The 19,169-nt window shown below is 71.8% G+C and carries 18 protein-coding genes; 8 read left to right on the plus strand and 10 right to left on the minus strand.

Annotated elements, in window-relative coordinates; genetic code table 11:
* Positions 1 to 59: 59 nt before the first annotated feature.
* Complete coding sequence (locus HHX31_RS14970; RefSeq protein WP_169948899.1) at positions 60 to 1,157, minus strand: trans-acting enoyl reductase family protein; 1,098 nt, start codon at positions 1,155 to 1,157, stop codon at positions 60 to 62.
* A 47-nt stretch (positions 1,158 to 1,204) separates the two neighbouring features.
* Positions 1,205 to 1,978, minus strand: a complete 774-nt coding sequence (locus HHX31_RS14975) for an FxLYD domain-containing protein (protein WP_169948900.1) — start codon at positions 1,976 to 1,978, stop codon at positions 1,205 to 1,207.
* A gap of 194 nt (positions 1,979 to 2,172) precedes the next feature.
* Between HHX31_RS14975 and HHX31_RS14980 the strand changes: the two genes are divergently transcribed.
* Entirely contained in the window at positions 2,173 to 3,042 is an 870-nt protein-coding gene (locus tag HHX31_RS14980) for a helix-turn-helix transcriptional regulator (protein ID WP_169948901.1), read from the plus strand.
* A gap of 80 nt (positions 3,043 to 3,122) precedes the next feature.
* Positions 3,123 to 4,133 carry an alcohol dehydrogenase catalytic domain-containing protein gene (locus tag HHX31_RS14985; protein ID WP_169948902.1) on the plus strand — a complete coding sequence of 337 codons (1,011 nt, stop codon included), beginning with the start codon at positions 3,123 to 3,125 and terminating at the stop codon, positions 4,131 to 4,133.
* A gap of 22 nt (positions 4,134 to 4,155) precedes the next feature.
* Here HHX31_RS14985 and HHX31_RS14990 read toward each other — a convergent pair whose 3' ends face one another.
* Positions 4,156 to 5,766 (minus strand): ABC-F family ATP-binding cassette domain-containing protein, encoded by a 1,611-nt coding sequence (locus HHX31_RS14990; RefSeq protein ID WP_169949248.1) that lies wholly within the window; start codon positions 5,764 to 5,766, stop codon positions 4,156 to 4,158.
* Positions 5,767 to 6,001: 235 nt separating this feature from the next.
* Between HHX31_RS14990 and HHX31_RS14995 the strand changes: the two genes are divergently transcribed.
* The 4 genes from HHX31_RS14995 (at position 6,002) to HHX31_RS15010 (ending at position 11,159) form a co-directional block, all read left to right on the plus strand.
* Positions 6,002 to 7,318, plus strand: a complete 1,317-nt coding sequence (locus tag HHX31_RS14995; protein ID WP_169948903.1) for an NAD(P)/FAD-dependent oxidoreductase — start codon at positions 6,002 to 6,004, stop codon at positions 7,316 to 7,318.
* A gap of 219 nt (positions 7,319 to 7,537) precedes the next feature.
* On the plus strand, positions 7,538 to 8,632 hold the full coding sequence (locus HHX31_RS15000; protein ID WP_169948904.1) for a phenazine antibiotic biosynthesis protein: 1,095 nt from the start codon (positions 7,538 to 7,540) through the stop codon (positions 8,630 to 8,632).
* A complete protein-coding gene (locus HHX31_RS15005; RefSeq protein WP_169948905.1) occupies positions 8,633 to 10,003 on the plus strand; it encodes an aldehyde dehydrogenase family protein in 1,371 nt (456 codons plus the stop codon).
* Positions 10,004 to 10,034: 31 nt separating this feature from the next.
* A complete protein-coding gene (locus HHX31_RS15010; protein WP_169948906.1) occupies positions 10,035 to 11,159 on the plus strand; it encodes a S9 family peptidase in 1,125 nt (374 codons plus the stop codon).
* Here HHX31_RS15010 and HHX31_RS35655 read toward each other — a convergent pair.
* Positions 11,146 to 11,868 (minus strand): GNAT family N-acetyltransferase, encoded by a 723-nt coding sequence (locus HHX31_RS35655; RefSeq protein WP_169948907.1) that lies wholly within the window; start codon positions 11,866 to 11,868, stop codon positions 11,146 to 11,148. The genes HHX31_RS15010 and HHX31_RS35655 overlap by 14 nt on opposite strands.
* 413 nt (positions 11,869 to 12,281) lie before the next feature.
* Between HHX31_RS35655 and HHX31_RS15020 the strand changes: the two genes are divergently transcribed.
* Together HHX31_RS15020 and HHX31_RS15025 are read left to right on the plus strand one after the other, a co-directional pair.
* Positions 12,282 to 12,938, plus strand: coding sequence for a class I SAM-dependent methyltransferase (locus HHX31_RS15020; RefSeq protein ID WP_169948908.1), 657 nt, complete (start codon positions 12,282 to 12,284; stop codon positions 12,936 to 12,938).
* 252 nt (positions 12,939 to 13,190) lie between these two features.
* Positions 13,191 to 14,237 (plus strand): hypothetical protein, encoded by a 1,047-nt coding sequence (locus HHX31_RS15025; RefSeq protein WP_169948909.1) that lies wholly within the window; start codon positions 13,191 to 13,193, stop codon positions 14,235 to 14,237.
* Between the two features lie 91 nt (positions 14,238 to 14,328).
* Here HHX31_RS15025 and HHX31_RS15030 read toward each other — a convergent pair whose 3' ends face one another.
* From HHX31_RS15030 to HHX31_RS15055, 6 genes are all read right to left on the minus strand, one after another.
* Positions 14,329 to 14,967: a permease-like cell division protein FtsX gene (locus tag HHX31_RS15030; protein WP_169948910.1), complete on the minus strand. Its 639-nt coding sequence runs from the start codon at positions 14,965 to 14,967 to the stop codon at positions 14,329 to 14,331.
* Complete coding sequence (locus HHX31_RS15035; RefSeq protein ID WP_169948911.1) at positions 14,964 to 15,491, minus strand: sigma-70 family RNA polymerase sigma factor; 528 nt, start codon at positions 15,489 to 15,491, stop codon at positions 14,964 to 14,966. The genes HHX31_RS15030 and HHX31_RS15035 overlap by 4 nt, the downstream gene beginning before the upstream one ends.
* A gap of 114 nt (positions 15,492 to 15,605) precedes the next feature.
* Positions 15,606 to 15,989: a nuclear transport factor 2 family protein gene (locus HHX31_RS15040; protein WP_169948912.1), complete on the minus strand. Its 384-nt coding sequence runs from the start codon at positions 15,987 to 15,989 to the stop codon at positions 15,606 to 15,608.
* 74 nt (positions 15,990 to 16,063) lie between these two features.
* Positions 16,064 to 17,593: a CARDB domain-containing protein gene (locus tag HHX31_RS15045; protein ID WP_211589759.1), complete on the minus strand. Its 1,530-nt coding sequence runs from the start codon at positions 17,591 to 17,593 to the stop codon at positions 16,064 to 16,066.
* A 326-nt stretch (positions 17,594 to 17,919) separates the two neighbouring features.
* Entirely contained in the window at positions 17,920 to 18,360 is a 441-nt protein-coding gene (locus HHX31_RS15050; RefSeq protein ID WP_211589760.1) for a hypothetical protein, read from the minus strand.
* A 44-nt stretch (positions 18,361 to 18,404) separates the two neighbouring features.
* Positions 18,405 to 19,127: a TOPRIM nucleotidyl transferase/hydrolase domain-containing protein gene (locus HHX31_RS15055; protein WP_249346026.1), complete on the minus strand. Its 723-nt coding sequence runs from the start codon at positions 19,125 to 19,127 to the stop codon at positions 18,405 to 18,407.
* Positions 19,128 to 19,169: the final 42 nt, after the last annotated feature.

Raw genomic sequence — 19,169 nt, forward strand, 5'->3', positions numbered from 1 at the left:
AATTCGCCGTCTTATTGCGAGATTAATCGGGATATATCCGGCCAGCGGTACGGGTGCCGTCACTCCCGGACGGTCATCCCCGCCTCCGCGCACCCGCGGGTCAGCGCGTCGAGACCGAAGGCGTCGACCGGCCCGAGCGCGCCGGTGCCGTGCACGCCCTCCGCGAGCGCCGTATCCGCCGCCCACGCAAGCACGCGCGCGGTGAACTCGTACGGGTCGCCGCCGGCGACGTGGACGGCGGCCAGGCGGCGGCCCTCCGCGTCGTACGCCTCGGCCACGACGTGGGTCGTCATGCCAGGCCCGGCCGGCCCGCCGCCCACGCCCGTACGGAGCACCCGGTCGGCCAGCGCCTCGGTCGCCCGCCGGACCCCGGGCACGGCGGCGATGACGGGAGTCGCCCTGGCGAGCACGCCCGCGACCCTGGTCAGCCCGCCCAGCCAGCCGAGATAGACGTTCACCTCGCGCAGGCCCGCGTGCGCGGGCGGCAGGGTGAAGTGCTCGGACGCGCCGATGGACAGGCCGTGCCGCGCCCTGCCGTCCACCACGAACTTGCGGGTGCGGCCGTGCTCAGGGGCGATGCGGCCGTCGCGGAAGCCGTACATCGGTTCGAGGAGCATGCCCAGCGCCGACGCCCGGGTTCCCGCGCTGGCGTGGCCCACACCGGCGCCGTCCACGAAATAGCCGACGTCCACGCGCGCCGCCCCCGGCCCCGCCTTGCCCAGGGCCATGGTCGCGGCGAGGTTGCCCGGCACGTAGTCGTACCCGAACGCCGTGACCAGGGCGGCCCCCCTGGCCGCCGCGGCGGGGCCGTACCGCTGGAAGATGCGCTTGACGAAGGTCGGCTCTCCCGTGGTGTCGAAGTAGACCGCGCCCGCCTCCGTCGCGGCGGCGACCGCGGCCTCACCCCACCGGACGAAGGGGCCGACCGTCGAGATCAGCACGTCGCCGCGCCGGGCGATCCTGCGTACGGACTCGGGGCGGCCGACGTCGGCGACCGCGACGGGCAGGTCACCGCCCAGCGACTCGGCGAGAGCGGTCAACCGCGCCTCGTCCCGGCCCGCCAGCAGCGGCCGGGCCCCCCGTGCGACGAGCGCCTCGGCGGTGAGCCTGCCGGTGAAGCCGGTGGCTCCGAACAGCACGATCCTCGGGGTGGCCATCCCGCTACCGTAGTCCTCCCGGCCCGTCAAGATCGGCAGTGGGCCGCTCACTGGCGCCGATCGCTGGGCGGCGGATACCCGCGGTCCTTGGCGAACGGCTCCGTCGTCGGCGCCACCGTGTGCAGCGGCACGGCCCCCGCCTGGGCCAGTTCCTCGTACGTCTTGGCGGTCGAGCCCCACGTCGTGGCCTGCACGTCGGCCGCCGCGACGGCGCCGCGCACGCCCTCGACGGTGATGACGAAGCGGCGCCGCGCGCCCGGCCGCACGTCGTCCACGTACGTCGTGGCCCCGCCGAGGAGCGTGCCCGCGGCGTCGCGCAGCAGGGCGGTGACCGCGAGGCCGCCGGCGGGCTTGCGGAACGGGTCGAGCACGTAGCCGGTGATCAGGTAGGACCCGTCCTTCAGCTTGTCGGTGCGGACCTCGGAGACCGGGAACTTGAGGAACGCCGACGGGGTGCGCGGGATCGGCCGCCACGAGGCGGGACGGTAGTCGATCTTCACGCGGACCGGCTGGGCGGTCGCCGTGATCTGGCCGCTGAAGGCCAGCGGGCGGCCGGGCGGCACCGCGTCGAGCGGCTGTTCCAGGTGCACGATCTCCTTGCCACCGGCGTCGACCGCCGTGATCACGGCGACGGCGTTCTCGCCGAAGTGCCAGCGGTTGGGGTTGCTCAGCACCCCCGCCCAGCTCACCGCGTAGCCGGCCCCCGAGCGCACGATCGAGGACACCTGTTCCTTCAGGGCCAGCGGTCGCGGGCCCTCTTGATTGTCATTGCTCGCGCAGGACGCCATCGCCAGTGTGGCGATGACGAGTGCGGTGGTCATGTGGCAACGTCGCGTCACTTAGCCGTCATAACCCCTGAATGGGACGCCGCCTCATGGACACGCGCGATCCCGCCGGTATCTTTACCGGCCGTCTAGCGCCGGCGGACCACCCGGGCCGCGGCCGCCCTCGCCTCCCCGGGAGCCCACCGGCGTCCGGTGCGCGAGGATGGAGGCGGGAGCACGGGGAGGACGCGGTGGATCTCGGGGAGCTGGGGTCGTTCCTGCGGTCGCGCAGAGACCGGCTCAGCCCGCAGGCCGTCGGCCTGCCGGACGGCGGCCGGCGAAGGGTGCCCGGCCTGCGCAGGGACGAGGTGGCGGACCTGGCGAGCCTGTCCGCCGACTACTACACGGAGCTTGAGCAGGGACGCGGCCAAATCCCGTCGAAGCCGGTCCTGCACGCCCTGGCCCGCGCGCTGCGCCTGGGGCCGGACGAGACCGGCCACCTGTTCCATCTGGCGGGGCATCCGGCGCCGCCCGGGGCGGAGCCCGTACGGATGCAGGCGGCGCTGCGGCAGCTCATGGCGCGGCTCGAGGACACCCCCGCCATGGTGATCACCGACATGCATGAGGTGGTGGCGCAGAACCACGCCGCGCAGGTCCTGGTCGGGCCGCAGGCGGGGCTGACCGGGATCCGGGCCAGCTTCCTCTACCACTGGTTCACCGTCCCGGCCACCCGCGACCTCTATCCGCGCGAGGACCACGACCACCACTCCCGGCTGCTCGTCTCCGATCTGCGCGCCGCGGTCGCGCGTCGTGGCCCGGCGGACGCCGTCAGCCGCGAACTCGTCGGGCACCTGCTGGACGCGAGCGCCGAGTTCGCGGGGCTGTGGCGGGCGCACGAGGTCGAGGCCCGCCACGAGGAGCACAAGCGGATCGTCAACCCGGTGCTCGGCATCCTGAAGGTCACCTGCAACAGCATCGTCACCGCCGACGCCGCCCAGCGGCTGCTCTGGTTCGTCCCCGACGACGCCGACGCCGTACGCAGGATGCACGCGCTCGATCCGGCCGACGTGTGGCGCGACACGCCGGGACCGGCGTTCGGACTGGCCGGAGGGTGGGGTTGAGCGCCCCTGGCTGCCCGGGAGCACGCGGAGCACGCTGGTGAAGGCGGCGCGGGGGCGTCAGCCGTGCAGACGGAGGAAACATGCGTGCAGCACTCGCAAGCGGGGTCGGCGCCCCGCTGTCCCTGGTCGACCGTGAGATCCCGGAGCCGGGCCCGGGCGAGGTCCTGGTGAAGATCACCGCCTGCGGCGTGTGCTTCACGGACTTCAACCTGCTCCGCGGGCACTTCCCGTTCGCCCGCTTCCCGATCGTGCCCGGCCACGAGATCACCGGCACGGTCGCGGCGCTCGGCAGCGGCGTCACCGGCCTGTCCGTGGGCGACGCGGTCGGGGCCCAGTTCTTGTACGACTCCTGTGGCCATTGCGACTACTGCGTGTCCGGCGACCAGATCCTCTGCCCGGCCAAGCGCGTCACCGGCGTCACGGCCGACGGCGGCTATGCCGAGTTCGGCCTGTTCAAGGGCGGATATGTGACCCCGCTCCCGGCCGGGCTCGACCCGGTGGCCGCCGCGCCGCTCATGTGCGCGGGCCTCACCGCGTTCAACGGCCTGCGCCGGGCCGGGGCCACCGCGAGCTCCCGGGTGGCGGTCATCGGCGCCGGCGGCATCGGCGCGCTCGCCGTACGGTACGCCGTCGCCATGGGCGCCAGGGTCGCCGTGATCGGCCGGTCGGCCGAGGGCGAGGGGATCGCCAAGGAACTCGGCGCGGAGATGTACGTGGCCGGCCGGGAAACCGACCCGGCCGCCGCCCTCAAGGCGTGGGACGGCGGCGCCGACGTCATCCTGAACGCCGCCCCCTCGAACGAGGCCGCCTCCGCCGTCCTCACCGGGCTCGCCCCCGACGGCACGCTCGTGCTCGCCGGTTACGACAACACCCCGCTCACCCTCCGTGCCCAGCCGATGGTGCTGAACCGGCTGCGGGTCATGGCCTCCCCGTCAGGATCGCCTCACGATCTACGTGACACGCTGGCCTTCTCCGCCCAGCACCGCATCCTGCCCAAGGTCACGCCGATCGGCCTCGACAAGGCTCCGGCGGCGCTCGAAGCCATGGGCGGCGGGTCCGGCGGCGGCCGCCGCGTCATCACGTTCGCGTGACCCGCGAGGAGTGACGCCACGGCTAACGCGGGCGGACCACCCGGGTCTCGTCCCAGACGGGCTCGGGCGACTCGTACACCCTGCCGTCCGACCCGAAGACGAGATAGCGGTCGAAGTCGGTCGCGAACCACCGGTCGTGCGTCACCGCCAGCACGGTGCCCTCGAAGGCGTCCAGGCCCTGTTGCAGGGCCTCGGCGCTGGCCAGGTCGAGGTTGTCGGTCGGCTCGTCGAGCAGCAGCAGCGTGGCGCCGGACAGTTCGAGCAGCAGGATCTGCAGCCGCGCCTGCTGCCCGCCCGACAACGTCTCGAACCGCTGCTCGGCGACCCGGCCCGCGAGCTCGTAGCGGGCGAGCGCCTTCATCGCCTCGTTCTTCAACCGGGCGTGCTCGGTCATGACGATCTCGCAGGGCGTACGTCCGGCCAGCTCGGGCCGCGCGTGGGTCTGGGCGAAGTGCCCGGGGACCACCCGCGCGCCGAGCCTGCAGGTCCCGGTGTGCCGCACGCCCTCCCCGGCGAGCAGCCGCAGGAAGTGCGACTTGCCTGAGCCGTTCGAGCCGAGGACGGCCACCCGCTCGCCGTACCAGACCTCGAGGTCGAAGGGCTTCATGAGGCCGGTCAGCTCCAGGGCCTCGCAGATCACCGCCCGCTTGCCCGTACGGCCGCCGCGCAGGCGCATGCTGATGAGCTGGTCCTTGGGCGCGACCTCCGGCGGCCCCGCCTCCTCGAACCGGCGCAGCCGGGTCTGGGCGGCGTGGTAGGCGGAGGACATGCCGTCGTTGTAGGTGGCCTTCTGCTTGAGCATGGCCACCAGGCGCCTGAGCTTGGCGTGCTCCTCGTCCCAGCGCCTGCGCAGCTCGTCGAGCCGCTCGTTGCGCTCGCGCCGCGCCTGCGCGTACGTCGTGAAGCCACCGCCGTGGATCCAGACGTTGCCGGACTCGACCGTGACGATCCGGTCGGCGGCGTTGGCGAGGAGCTGGCGGTCGTGGGAGACCAGCAGCACGGTCTTGGGCGTCTCGCGCAGTGCCGTCTCCAGCCACACCTTGCCAGGCACGTCGAGGTAGTTGTCGGGCTCGTCGAGCAGCAGCACCTGGTCGGGCCCGCGCAGCAGCGCCTCCAGCACCAGCCTCTTCTGCTCGCCGCCGGAAAGCGTCGTGACCTCGCGATACTTCACCCTGTCGTACGGCGTGCCGAGTGCGGCCATCGCGCAGGCGTCCCAGAGCACCTCGATGTCGTAGCCACCGGCGTCGCCGTAGTCGGTGATCGCCTGGGCGTACCGCATCTGGGTCTTCTCGTCGTCGCGCTCCATCATCGCGAGCTCGGCGGCGTCGAGCCGTTCCGCCGCCGTCCTGACGCGCTCGGGAGCGACGCTGAGCAGCAGGTCCTGCACCGTGCGGCCGTCGCGGATGTTGCCGACGAACTGCCGCATCACCCCGAGACCACCCGAATGCGCCACGGTGCCCTCGACCGGCTGGAGATCTCCCGCGATCATCCGGAGCAGGGTCGTCTTGCCCGCGCCGTTCGGACCGACCAGGGCCGCCTTGACGCCCTCCCCCACGCGGAACGACACGTCGTTCAGGAGCAGCCTGCCGTCCGGCAGCACATGCGTCAGATGCCCGATCTCGACGTGCCCCACCGGAATCTCCTGCTCGGTTATGTTCGTGCGCTTCCAGCGCAGGCTACTCACCGCTTCCGCATGCGGCATCTCGTTTTTGCACCGGCCGCGCGCCGAGACGAGATCGGCGATGCCTACGCCGGCCGAGGAACCGGCCCGTCGCGAAAGGATGGCAAGACCGCATTCTTGCGGATCCACGCCCGGACGGCCGCCCACACAATGACGCTGACGACTTCTCCGGCGGCAGGGGTGCGCGATGGGACGCAAGGCCGGTCACGCCGTGGTACTCGGGGCGAGCATGGGCGGTCTGCTCGCCGCACGGGCGCTCAGCGAGACGTACGCCCGGGTGACGCTGCTGGAGCGGGACGAGCTCCCCGCCGAGCCGCTGAACCGGCGCGGCGTGCCGCAGGGCCGGCACGTCCACGTCCTGCTCCCGCGCGGTTCCGAGGTCCTCTGCTCGTTCTTCCCGGGTCTCGCCGGCGAGCTCGGCCTGGCCGGGGTGCCGCACACCCAGCTGGCCCGGCAGATCAGGTTCGTCGTCTCCGGCCACCGTCTGACCCGCGGCCGCCCCGGGCCGCTCATGCTCCAGCCCACCCGCGCCACCTTGGAACACGCCGTACGCCGCCGGGTCGCCACCCTGCCCGGCGTGGAGTTCGTCCAGGGCTGCGACGTCTCCGGCCTGGTCGCCTCCGCGGGCCGGGTCACCGGCGCCCGCTTCGTCCGGCGCTCCGGCTCCGGCGGTCAGGAGGAGACCGTCGAGGCCGACCTGGTGATCGACGCACTCGGCCGGTCGGGCCGGTCCGTCGAATGGGTCTCGCGGCTGGGCTATCCCGCCCCGGCGGAGGAGCGCATCAAGGTGGGCATCAAATACGTCAGCTGCTTCTTCCGCACACCCCCCGGCGCCCTCGCGCCCGAGCAGGGCGTCCTGGTCGGCCCGGTCCCCGGCCGTACGCGCGCGATGGCCTTCATGGCGTGCGAGGGAGACCGCTGGCTGCTCACCGTCGCCGGCATGGCGGGCGACCACCCGCCCACCGATCCGGACGCGCTGGTCGACTTCGCCGGCACCATCGCCCCACGCGACGTGCACGACGTCATCGTGAGGTCGGAGCGCCTCTCCTACCCGGTCACCCATGCCTTTCCCTCCAGCGTCCGCAGGCGGTACGAGAAGCTGTCCGCGTACCCGGAGGGTCTGCTCGTCTTCGGCGACGGCCTGTGCAGCTTCAACCCCATCTACGGCCAGGGGATGACCGTGGCGTCCCTGCAGGCCGAGGCCCTGCGGGCCTGCCTCGCGGCCGGGCGCGGCGACCTCGCGCGCCGCTTCTACCGCGCGGCCGCCAAGGTCGTCGATCCGGCCTGGCAGCTGTCCGCCGTCGGCGACCTGGCCCTGCCCGAGATCACCGGCTCCCGCCCGCTCCTCACCCGCCTGATCAACCGCTACGTGTCGAGACTGCACCGCGTGGGCGCGACCGACGCGGCCGTGGCCGACGCCTTCTGGCGCGTGGCGGGCTACCTCGACCCGACCCCGGCCCTGCTGCGTCCCCGCGTCGCCCTGCGTGTCCTCACCCGGGGATAGGCCGTGCGGCCGTGATCGGCAGGGCGGGTGTGCCCGAAGTGCCAGGCGGCGACCCGCAGGAGCCCGGGGCCGGTCCTGGCAGCGGACCTCCCCGCGGCCCTGACTCCCGCGTACGGCCCGTGCAGGCTTTTGCCCATGACCGGAATCTCTTGACCCGATGGCGAATCGCACGGAAATAGCCTTGCTTTTCAGGGCATTTCCAAGCCAAAGGGGCGGGAGATGGCAACAGAACAGATCCTCGACTGCCCGCTCGACCAGGTCCCGGATGGCCCGGAGTACATCGAGGCCGCCATGCGGTGGCATTTCAGCCCCGAGACCGGCTCGCCGTTCTGGCTCGAACGGGCCAAGACGCTCGGCTTCGACCCGCGCGAGGACGTGCGCACCCTGGACGATCTGCGCCGGTTCCCCAACGTCGCCAACGAACTGCGCGACGTCCGGGTGGATGACCTGATCCCCCGGGGGTACGGCGCGGACGCGGACGTGGTCGGCGTGTACGAGAGCGGCGGCACGACCGGGCCGCCCAAGCGCGTCGTGCTGCTGCGCGACTGGATGGACCGGCTGGCGCACAGGACAGAACTGGACCTGCGGGCCAGGGGGTACCCCGAGGACGGGCACTGGCTTTACCTCGGGCCGACCGGGCCGCACATCCTCGGCGAGATGGTCCGCCGGCAGGCCGCGCGGCGCGGCGGCATCCGGTTCACGATCGACATCGACCCCCGGTGGGTGAAGCGATGCATCGCCGAGAACCGCTGCGACGAGGCCGAGCGCTACGCCGAGCACCTGATCGACCAGAGCGCCCACATCCTGCGGAGCCAGGACGTGCGGGTGCTGGTGACCACGCCCCCGCTGCTGACCCGGCTCGCCCGCAGGGACGCGCTCGTCGACCTGATCAACTCGAAGATCGCCGCGATCAGCTGGGGCGGGGCCAGCATGGACCCCGACACCCGCTATCTGCTCCGCACCGAGGTGTTCCCCGGCGTCAAGCTGTACGGCACGTACGGCAGCACGATGATCCTCGGCGGCGTGCCCGAGCGCGTCACGGCGCCGGACGAGGACATCGTCATCTTCGACACGTTCTCGCCCTACATCATGTTCTCGGTGGTGGACCGGGAGACCGGCGAGGCCGTCCGGTACGGCGACCGCGGCCAGGTGGTGATGCACCACGTCAGCAAGAGCTTCCTGCTGCCCAACAACCTCGAACGCGACCTCGCCACCTGCGTGGCGCCGCCGCCCGGCCAGATGGGCGACTCGGTCGCCGAGGTCGGGCCGCTTCCGGTCTTCGACGACCAACCGGTCATCGAGGGGGTGTACTAGATGGAGGAGCCGATCCTCCTCGACGCCCTGGGCGCGGGCGGGCCGTACCACAGCCGCGTCCGGCGGACGATCACGGATCTGACCGGGACGCCCGTCGCGGAGCTGAGCCTGGTGCCGCGGCTGTTCGTCCAGCGGACGATGGCGGCCCTGCGGGGCGCGCGGACCCTGCCGCCGCACGACCGCGCCTCGGCCCTCGCCCGCGCGGGACGGCTGTTCGCGACCGGCACGGTGGCCGGCCTCCCCGCTGAGGAGTATCAGCACATCGTCAGCCGCGTCTCGGGCATGCCGATCGCGGTGGTGCGCTCGGCGACCGCGGGCATCGGGCGGCGGACCCGCGACGCGTACCGCATCACCAGGCACGCCCGGCCCCAGGGCGCGGTGGACGACTGGCGCGACCCGCTCACCTGCGACGGCCACGCGGTCTGGACCCGGCGCGGCGACGTCTTCGCCGTACACGCCGCGGGCAACCACCCGGGGGTGCACTCGCTGTGGCTGCAGGCCCTGGCGCTCGGCTACCGGGTCGCGGTGCGGCCCTCGCGGCGTGAGCCGTTCACGCCGCACCGCCTGATCACGGCGCTGCGGGAGTCCGGGTTCGGCGAGGACCAGGTGGTGCTCCTGCCGACCGACTACGCCGTCGCCGACGACATCATCCGCGACGCGGACCTCGCCATGGTGTACGGCGGCCAGGAGGTGGTGAGCAAGTACGGCAACGACGTCAATGTGCTGCCACAGGGCCCGGGACGGTCCAAGATCCTGCTCACCGGCGAGGACTGGAAGCCGCATCTGGGCACGATCGTGGACTCGGTCAGCGCCTTCGGCGGGACGGCCTGCGTGAACGCGACCGCTGTCTTGGTGGAGGGTGATCCCGCGCCGGTGGCCGAGGCCGTCGCGGAACGGCTCTCCGCGATCCCGAGCCTGCCTCCCGAGGACGACGGCGCGGTGCTGCCCCTCCAGCCGGTCGCGGACGCCCGCGCGATCGAGAAGTATCTGCTCGACCACATGGACGGCGCTACGCCGGTGCTCGGCGGCGACGGCGTGGTGGACGAACTGGGCGACGGCAGCGCGGTGCTGCGCCCCGCCGTCTTCCTGGTGGACCGGCCGGACGCGCCGCAGACGGGCCTTGAGTTGTCGTTCCCGTGCGTGTGGTTCGCGCCCTGGAGCCGGGCGGACGGCATCGAGCCGCTGCGGAACACGCTCGTGCTCACCGCGATCACGTCGGACGACGCCCTGATCGACCGGCTCGTGGAGGAACCGTCGATCAGGAACGTCTACCTGGGCGACACCCCCACCTATCTGATGCCGCCGTGGGTCCCGCACGACGCCTACCTGGGTGAGTTCCTTATGCGTACGAAAGGCGTCATCCGCACTTAAAGGAGTGTCAAATGCCCAGTAGATTCTGGGCATGCTCGGGACGACACGATGGCGGCGCCGCCTGCTGTGGACCTCGGCCGTCGTCCTGGTGCTCGCGGTGGCGGCCCTCGGCGGCGCGGGCTGGTACTACTCCGGGCTCGTGATCGACCCCGTCCACACCCCCTCCTATCCCCTTGAAGTGACGGCCGTCAGCGGCGACCAGGTCACGATCAAGGGCGGCTCCGACACGGACTCCCCCGGAACGTACGGCCTGACCTGGGCGGACGGCAACGCCATCCTGGGACCGGCGATGGCGTCCGGGGCCGGCACGGTGACGAGGAAGGTCACCGAGGTCGTCCGCGGCGAGCTGCGTCCGGGGGTGCGCGCCTACTTCGACCGCTGGATGTGGGGGCACGCGACCCCGGCCGCCGCCGGCGTGCCGTACCGGGACGTGAAGATCCCCTCGCCGCTCGGCGACTTCCCCGGCTGGCTGACCGAGGGCGCCTCGGCGACCTGGGTGATCGCCGTGCACGGCCGCAACGCCGGCCCGGCGGAGGCCCTGCGCGTGCTGCCGGTCTTCCACAGCCTGGGGATGCCGGTGCTGGGCATCACCTACCGCAACGACGAGGACGCCCCGGCGAGCCCCGACGGCAAGCTCCACCTCGGCGCCTCCGAATGGCAGGACGTGGCCGCGGCCATCACGTACGCCAGGAAGCAGGGTGCGACCGGCATCGTCCTGTACGGCTGGTCGATGGGCGGGGGCATCGTGCCGATGACCGTGCGCAAGCTGCCCGGCGAGCCGATCAAGGCGATGATCCTCGACAGCCCGGTCATCGACTGGCGGGCGCCGATCGCCCTCGGGGCCGAGCAGATGGGCGTGCCCGGCTTCCTCGTGACGGTGGGCCAGTGGTTCGTCGAGCGGCGCACCGGCGTGTCGCTGGACGACGTCGACCACCTGCGGCACGCCCGCGAGTTCCGGGTCCCCACGCTGGTCTTCGTGGACGACGGCGACGCGACCGTTCCGGTCGGCCCGGCGCTGCGGTTCGCCGAGGCCCGCCCCGACATCGTCAGGCTCGTACGGACGAGCGGCGGCGGGCACACCGGCTCCTGGAACGCCGACCCGGGGCGTTACGAGCGGGAGTTGAAGGAGTTCGTCTCGTCGATCAGCTCGGGATGACGAGGGTCATCGAACTCCTGACCAGGGTGAAGCCGAGCCGTTCGTACACGCGTCTGGCCGGGTTGCCCTCGCTCACGGCCAGGCCCAGCCGCTCGTATCCGGCGTCCGCAGCCCTCGTCCGCACGGCGGCGAGCATGCGGGCGCCGAGGCCGGACGGCGTGCGCGCGGGATCGCGGAAGACCTCGGCCACCCAGGGCCGGTCGTGGAAGAAGGTCACCAGGACGCCGCCTCCCACCGAGTCGTCCGCGTCCACGGCGAGCAGGCTGCACGGCAGGATCTCGCCGATGATCCTCCCGGCCAGCAGCGGGCCGAGGACGTCGCGCAGCGCGGCGTCGTCGTCCATGGCCCTGTGGTCGGGGTGGCTCCGCGGGTAGGCCGCCCGCCACGCCGCGAACACGTCCTCGGCGGACCGGTCGCAGGGCACGAACCGGAAGCCGTCGGGCGCCCCCTCCTCGGCGTACGGCGCCGTGCTCAGCTCGCAGGTCATCTCGTGCGCGTGCCGCGTGATCCGGGCGCCGCGCGCGATGAGTTCCTCGCCCAGGCCGACCGGCCCCGCGACCGCCCAGCCCCGCAGGTTCGTCATCACGGCTTCGGCCGCGCCGGGGCCGAGGACCTCGATCAGGTCGGCGCACGGCCGCCCGTTCCGCCGGTCTTCGACATAACTGATGGCCGGGACGCCGTCCGGCCCGGCCAGGATCACTCGCTCCACGGAGGGAGGCTTTCGCGGCGCCGGCGACGTGGGCAAGTGCTTTTCCGCGGACGGCACGTCCTCCGAGGTCGAGCACCGGTCAGAAAGAACGCCGGAAAAAGATGGCGTGGCCCGGGAACATCAGGGGCGGGGACGTGGTTGGATGAAGCGTGGCCGGTGTGCAGGTGTCCCCGGGCCTCACCTAATTTGCCTTCGCGGACTACCGTTCGGCTGGAGCCGCGTTGTGCCTTTCGCCGAGAGGCGACCCGGCACCGGCACCACACGTGCGGGACCCCGGCAGGAGATCCTCCTGCCGGGGTCCTGGCGTCTGCGGGGCCGTCCCGCCAGGTGCGCGGGCCCACCGAGCCCTGCGGATGCCGTATCTCTTACTTCTCGTAGCCGGTTGTGTCAGCCGATGTTGAAAAAATGCGACCATGCCCGACTTTGATCCCCAGTCGATCGCCTCCTACTGGGACGCGAAGGCCGACACCTTCGACCAGGAAGCCGACCACGGACTGCACGACCTGCGGGTCCGCGCGGCCTGGGCGGTACGGCTGCGCTCCTGGATGCCGAGCCCTCCTGCCGACGTCCTCGACCTCGGCTGCGGCACGGGTTCGCTCATGCTGCTGCTGGCCGAGCAGGGACACCGCCCGGTGGGCGTGGACCTGTCTCCCCGGATGGCCGAGGCGGCCCGGCGCAAGCTCACCACCGCGGGCTTCGACACCCCCGTGCTCACCGGTGACGCGAGCGACCCGCCCGCGTCCGCGGGAGCCTCCTTCGATGTCGTCCTGGTCCGCCACCTGCTGTGGACCCTGCCCACGCCGGAACGCGCCCTGCGCACGTGGCTGCGCCTGCTGCGCCCGGACGGCCGGCTGATCCTCATCGAGGGCAACTGGCGGGCCTCCGGCGACGGCCCGCCGTACGTGCCGGGCGCCGGCTCTCTGCCCTGGCTCGGCGGGGTGAGCGCCGGGCCACTCGAGGAGGTGCTGCGGCCGTACGCCGCGAGCGTGCGGGCGGAGCCGCTGACAGATCCCGTGCTGTGGGGCAAACCCGTCCACGACGAACGCTACGTGGTCATCGCCCACCGCTGAGCGGCTCTTTCCGGAAGAACATGCAACACCGAATGTGTAAACGTGTCGGCACGATTGAAAACCCATCGTTCCCGGAAGAGGGCGGCAAAACGGAGCCCGGTCATCGGCCGCGCCTCCGATAGCCACCCCCATCGCCGCATACGGAATGCGACAGCGAACCTCCCGGGACGAGTCAACTCGCCTGGACGGGCTCCGGCCGCGGTGCCAAGGATTGAGATGCGACCCGATCGCTGATCGGAGAGGAGTATCTCTATGCACGGCACTCGATTCTCATTACTGCTGGGTCCGGCAGTCCTGTCCGCCGTCACGCTCTGGCCGGCACTCGCATCGGCCTCCACCGCCGCCCAGCCCTCCGGCCTCGCCGCCGCGCTCAGCGCGCCGCGGGCCACGGAGCCGGGCACCAGCCTCGGCGAACAGTCCGAGGAAGCGGCGCAGCAGAGCAGGCGCGCGTACGAGGAAGAGAGCGGGTACGGGCGGGAGAGCGCCCAGGAGGGTTCGTCGAGCGAGGAGTGGAGCGGTCAGTCCGGAAGCAACCTCGCCTACTCCCGGTCCTCACTGGACCGGTCGTCCCTGCGCAGCCGCAGCAGCAGTCTCTCGCTCGGCGAGCAGTCCTCGTACAGCCGTCCGAGCAGCTACACGCGGACGATCACCTATCAGCGCCCGATGACGCGGACGCGCATGGTGACCGAGAGCCGTCCGGTCACGTTCACCCGGCAGGTCACCTACCAGCGCCCGGTCACCGAGACGCGCATGGTCACCCGGATGCGTCCGGTGACCGAAACGCGTCAGGTGTCCTACCAGCGCCCCGTGACCTACACACGCATGATCACGGAAAGCCGGCCGGTCACCCGCCAGGAGACCTTCCAGCGGCCCGTCACCCAGACGCGGTACGTCACCGAGTCGCGGCCGGTCACGCGGTACGTGACCTACCAGCGCCCGGTGGTGCGCTACGTCACCGAGCGCCGTGCGGTCACCAGCCAGGAGACCTTCCAGCGGCCCGTCACCGAGACGCGCTACGTCACCGAGTCGCGGCCGGTCACCCGCCAGGAGACCTTCAGGCGCCCGGTCACCGAGACGCGCTACGTCACGGAGAGCCGTCCGGTCAGCTACACCCGGATGGTGCCGGAGAGCCACGAGGTGAAGTCCACGCGGTTCGTCACCGAGAGCCGTCCGGTCAGCTACACACGCATGATGACGTACCAGCGTCCGGTCACCGAGACGCGGTACGTCACCGAGTCGCAGGAGGTCAGCTACAGCCGGCCCATGCACCACTCCTCAAGCGAGGACTGCGACCCGTGAGCCGGGCAGCGACGCCCTGACAGCCAGTAGGGCCACGAGGGGCACGGGCGTTCCCGCCCGTGCCCCTTCCACGTGTCAGGCGCGCTCAGAGTCACCTGACCAGGAAGTCACACTGTCGCTGGACCTCCTCCGGCCGGTTCTGGTTGTCCCTGAGGCACCCTTCGTCGACGACGCTGGACACCCCGGGCAGGCCGCTCGCCGCCATGGCCACGGCCAGGGGGTCGGCGCCGGGGACGAGCTTCAGACGGAAGGACTCCGGCATGTCCTCGGCCCGGGTCGCCTTCAGCAGCCTGGGGTTCGTCTCGCTTCTGCGGTAGTTCTCGAACGCCGTCCGCCGGTCCTCGAACGTCACAGTCTTCACGTCACGGCGGGCCCGGAGCGCTCGGCTGATGTTCTCCTTCTCCCAGGCGGTGACCTCGCCGCCCCTGCAGCTCTTGAAGGGGGAGGAATCCGTGCAGAGGAACACCGACACGTCGACCATGCCGGATGAGGCCGCGCCGCCGCTCGCCGAAGCCGCGGCGACGCCGACGTCACGGCGGTTCGCCGACGGCTCCGCGAGCCGTGCCACGCCCACAATCGTGCCGACCACCGCGAGGGCCGCGGCGGCGATCGCTAGGCCGCGCGTCCGGGTGCCGCGTGGCGCGGGCAGCGCGTGGTCGAGGCCGTCGTCCGGCACCGTACGCGCGCGGGCCGCCATGGCGTCACGAAGCCGATCCTCGATGGTGCTCATGCGTCCTCTCCCAGTTCGCGAAGGAGTCTGGCCAGGGCCCGTGCGGTCGTGGATCTGACGGTGCTCTGCCCCACCCCCATGACCAGGGCGATCTCGGAGTCCGCCAGGTCGAGGTAGTAGCGCAGCACCAGCGCCTCCCGCTGGCGCCTGGGCAGCCGGGCCAGCGCCAGCAGCACCTGCCTGCGGGATTCCCCGATGAGGACGGCGGTCTCCGCCGAGTCGGCGAGGTCGGTGACCCGCTGCGTGCGCCGCAGCATGACCGCGCGGCGGCGCAGCACCGACCGCGACCCGTTGAGCACACAGGTCCGCAGATAGGCGAGCGTCAGGTCCGGGGGCCGCCGCCGGCCGTGCAGCCGGGCGAAGACGTCCTGCACCACGTCCTCGGCCGTCTCCAGGTCGCCGACGAGCAGCACCGCGAGCCGCACCAGGCCGACCCGGTGCTCGCGATACAGGGCCGCCAGATCGGCCTGGGGAGGAGGTCCGGGCGGCGCGAGCGCCGTCGGCCATTGGGATTCACGATCCATGCAGTGTGAACGCGCACCCCCGCCGATCCGCTGCTCGCGGGTTTCCGGCTCGGCACGCCTGAAGGCCCCTCCGGATGATGGTCCGAAGGGGCCTCACGACGTCGAGACCTCGCGTCACGCCTCGCTGGCGTGGGCCGCCAGGACGCGCCAGCCGTACTCGTCGGTGTGCACCCATGTGCGCGTATAGCGCAGCCGACCGGCGAACGGCTCGCCGGCGAAGGCGCCTTCGAGGGTGCCGAGGAAGCACGTGACTCCGGTCGTCCCCGAGACGACGGCCGTGAGGTCCTCCTCGGCCACCTTCGTCATCACCTGCGTACGCGAACGGTGGTTGTGGAGATCGAGCGGCTTGGCCTCCGTGTGCAGCCGGCCGTCCGGCGGTCCGGTGAAGACCAGCCGCTCGTCGAGCAGCCGGTCGAGCTCCTCCACATCACCCAGGAGCTGCGCCTTCTGCAGTCGCCGTTCGGCCTCGTACAGGTCGTCCAGAAGAGTGCCTGCCATGTCGGTCCTCTCCGTCGTGCTGCGTCTTCGGCGACACAACGGTAGTCCCGGCGGCCCGCCGTTTCACCGGCTCACTACCCGGCGTTCCGCGTGCTCCCGGGCGCGCAGAACGGGCAGAACGGCTCGCGCAGGACGCAGACCTTGACCGCGTCGCTGTCGTTGTCCGCGTCGAGGTCGAGTTCCTCGCCACTGACGGTGGCGGTGTTGACCGTCTCCCCGATCGCGGTGGCCTTCGCGTGCACGACCAGCGTGGCCGTCGCGCCGTTCGCGAGCATTCCCACTGTCCACGTTCCCCCAGCGTACGCACCGGCCGAGCGTGTGGACGACACGAAGGTGAGGTTGGCCGGCAGGACGTCCTTGACGGCGACGCCGGTCGCGTCGTTCGGCCCGGCGTTGGCGACGGTGACGCGGTAGGTGACGGTCTGGCCCACGGTGACCTCGGTCGTGTCCGCGGACTTGACCACGCTGAGGTCGACGGCCGGGTTCACCTCGGTGACGGCGTCACCGCTGGTCGAGGTCAGCGGCTCCGGGTCGGCGCCCAGCCGGTTCTCGTAGCCGACCACGCCGCTGTTGACGAGCCGCTTCCCGGCGGCCGCCCTGCCGACCTTGACGCGGAACTCCACGGTTGTGCCGTCCGCCACGACGGTGTCGTTGGGCAGCCGGCCCCCCGCCGTACCGGTCGCGCCGTCTCCCAGCCTGAAGGAGATCGCACCGGTGGCGGCGTCGAACTCGGCCTCGTCGTCACCGGCCTTGTCGGTCATTGCGCCGCTGCCCGGGCCGCTCACGATCCGGAGCGATCCCGGCACGAACGTCGTCCCGGCCGGGACCTTGTCGGTGAGCCTGACGTTCTCCGCCACGTCGCCGCCCTTGTTGACGGCGGTCATCCGATAGGTGATCTCGGCGCCGACGTCCACCGGCCCCTGCGGGCTCGCGGACTTGCCGACGACGACGCACGCCGGGGTGCCGAAGAAGACGTCGTCGAGGAAGTTGCCGACCGACGCGTTGCCTCCGGCGGCGGAAATGGACCGGAAGGCGAACCTCGTGGTCGTCTGCCCGGCGGGCACGGTGTAGGTGCCGTGGTAGGCACCCCACTTCCCGGTGCCGTCGGACATCGTCCCCTGCTGGACGAGGGCTCCGGGAGCGCCGATGTCCAGAGCCATCACGTCGGTGCCCTGACGTCCACGGTGGGACAGCCGCCAGTACAGCTTCTGCCCCGGGGTGGTCGCGTGGTCCTGGTAGAGGGTCGAGACCTGGTTGGCGTTCAACTCGGCGAACTGGGCGCCCTCCGCCGCCGGGACGTTCATCCGAGGGCTCCAGACCTCGATCATGTGGTCGGTGGCGGTCGTCCGCCAGCCCGGCACCGCGTTCGCGTTCTTCTGCGCGGCGTCGGGGAGCGGAGCCCACGTCCCGGCGACGGTGGGCTTCTCGAAACCACCGTTGACCAGCGCCACCCGCTCGGGGCACGACGCGGGGTCCGGCGCCGCCACCGTACGGGCGGGCGCGGCCCCGGCCTCGGCCTCGACCGGGCCGGACAGCGTCAGCGGGACGGCCGCCGCCACCAGTGCGGCGACGGGGTAACACATCCTGCTGATGTGCCTCATCATGAAGGTCCTCTCTTCGTGGGGATCCACCAGGCCGTACGACCGGCGCTGGCACCGCACGGAAGACTCGTCCGACGGCGAGGCGTGGCCCGGCTCGACACATGTGGCCGTGCCGACAGTTGGCCGGATCTTGTTGTCTCCCGACCCCGTACAGGGAAGATCTAGATCTAGGTCGAGCTCACGACGGCTGGAACCGGACCAGGAACTGCTCCCGCGGATCCGCTTCGCCGTCCGCCGTGTGTATACGCACGTTCCGGAACGGCGAGCGACGGCAGTCGGCTTGGCCGCGATACCAAGATCCCTTCGTGATTCCGCGGGTGACGGCCGCGCTACGGAAGATCGGAAATACCGTGATCACGGTAAGGGCCGCCGCGGACGTCGCGCCACCAGATCGGCCGGGCGTCCACGAGATAGACGACGAATGGAATCCACCAGATCAGGTCGTTGGTGACGACGAGGATTCCCGAGGAGACCGGCCACTGGCCGGTGGAGACGAGCCACACCCAGCCGAGCGGGCCGGCGACCTTGCCCGCGAGCCCCACGGCCGCGATCAGGAAGCCCCGCTCGGGCCGCAGGGCCACATCCAGGTACAGCACGCCGTACAGTGCCAGGACCATGCCCAGGGTCATGAAGATCTGCGGATGGTTCTGGAGCGGCATGCCGGCGAACCGGAAGAGCCACTGTGCGTCCAGGGCCGCGTACGCGCCCCAGGCGATGTTGTAGACCCCGGCGGCGGCGAAGACGGCCCGATGCAGACGCCGGCGTTTCACCGCGGTCGCACCGCCTGTGGCCTTGTCGTCCTCCGGCACACCTCTCATATGTCAGTCCGCTTCCGGACGCCGCAGACCGCGTCGAGCAGCGCGTCGAGGGGCCGGGGCAGGCGGTCTCTCCCGATCGCCTCCTCGACGAGCAGCCGTGCGTACCTGAGCTTGCGCGAGCCGCCGCCCATGAACCGGTGGATCTGCGCCTCCGGCTCCCGTCCGCGCCACTCGGGCTGGCTCCGCAACGAGCGGAACGCCCTGAGGTCGCCGTTGACGTCGAAAAGAGCTTCGATCTCCGCGCTGCCCACGGCGCGGATCAGCTCGTCCTCCAGGTCGCGCACGCACACGTAGAACCCGAGCTGTTCCATGTCGGCGCGCGTGCGGGGTGAGCCGACCCGGTTCGCGACCAGCGCGCGCCGGAAGATCTCCTCCTCGTGCAGGTCGCACAGCCCCGCGAGACGCACCCGGGTGCCCGGCGGCCCCAGCCCCGCCAGGAAGCGGCCGATCGCGTGCGCCCCGCCGATCGGCACGATCACGACCTTCTCCGCATCGAGATCCCGGCCGCGGCCCACCGCCGCCGTCTCCAGTGCGATCTGGTCGCTGGGGCCCTCGACGAGCACCACGGTCACGGCGTCGGCGGCCTTCGTCAGAGCCCGCTCCAGCGCCCGGATCGGGGCGTCAGGGCCGCTGGCGTAGCCGTCGAGCGCCCGGCGACGTAATGCTTCGCCCGGCCTGCCGCGCTCGTCGCCCGTGCCGGACCGCCGCTTCGTCGCCATGGCCGCATCATCGGCGACACAAAGGCGGCGGACAATCGATTA

Source organism: Microbispora sp. H11081, assembly GCF_012999535.1.
Taxonomy (GTDB): domain Bacteria; phylum Actinomycetota; class Actinomycetes; order Streptosporangiales; family Streptosporangiaceae; genus Microbispora.

What these genes read in the sequence shown, in the direction of transcription:
- HHX31_RS14970 (WP_169948899.1), bottom strand. Translation starts at nt 1,157, where the DNA reads ATGGCCACCCCGAGGATCGTGCTGTTCGGAGCCACCGGCTTCACCGGC.
- HHX31_RS14975 (WP_169948900.1), bottom strand. Translation starts at nt 1,978, where the DNA reads ATGACCACCGCACTCGTCATCGCCACACTGGCGATGGCGTCCTGCGCG.
- HHX31_RS14985 (WP_169948902.1), top strand. Translation starts at nt 3,123, where the DNA reads ATGCGTGCAGCACTCGCAAGCGGGGTCGGCGCCCCGCTGTCCCTGGTC.
- HHX31_RS14995 (WP_169948903.1), top strand. Translation starts at nt 6,002, where the DNA reads ATGGGACGCAAGGCCGGTCACGCCGTGGTACTCGGGGCGAGCATGGGC.
- HHX31_RS15000 (WP_169948904.1), top strand. Translation starts at nt 7,538, where the DNA reads ATGGCAACAGAACAGATCCTCGACTGCCCGCTCGACCAGGTCCCGGAT.
- HHX31_RS15005 (WP_169948905.1), top strand. Translation starts at nt 8,633, where the DNA reads ATGGAGGAGCCGATCCTCCTCGACGCCCTGGGCGCGGGCGGGCCGTAC.
- HHX31_RS15010 (WP_169948906.1), top strand. Translation starts at nt 10,035, where the DNA reads ATGCTCGGGACGACACGATGGCGGCGCCGCCTGCTGTGGACCTCGGCC.
- HHX31_RS15020 (WP_169948908.1), top strand. Translation starts at nt 12,282, where the DNA reads ATGCCCGACTTTGATCCCCAGTCGATCGCCTCCTACTGGGACGCGAAG.
- HHX31_RS15025 (WP_169948909.1), top strand. Translation starts at nt 13,191, where the DNA reads ATGCACGGCACTCGATTCTCATTACTGCTGGGTCCGGCAGTCCTGTCC.
- HHX31_RS15030 (WP_169948910.1), bottom strand. Translation starts at nt 14,967, where the DNA reads ATGAGCACCATCGAGGATCGGCTTCGTGACGCCATGGCGGCCCGCGCG.
- HHX31_RS15035 (WP_169948911.1), bottom strand. Translation starts at nt 15,491, where the DNA reads ATGGATCGTGAATCCCAATGGCCGACGGCGCTCGCGCCGCCCGGACCT.
- HHX31_RS15040 (WP_169948912.1), bottom strand. Translation starts at nt 15,989, where the DNA reads ATGGCAGGCACTCTTCTGGACGACCTGTACGAGGCCGAACGGCGACTG.
- HHX31_RS15045 (WP_211589759.1), bottom strand. Translation starts at nt 17,593, where the DNA reads ATGATGAGGCACATCAGCAGGATGTGTTACCCCGTCGCCGCACTGGTG.
- HHX31_RS15055 (WP_249346026.1), bottom strand. Translation starts at nt 19,127, where the DNA reads ATGGCGACGAAGCGGCGGTCCGGCACGGGCGACGAGCGCGGCAGGCCG.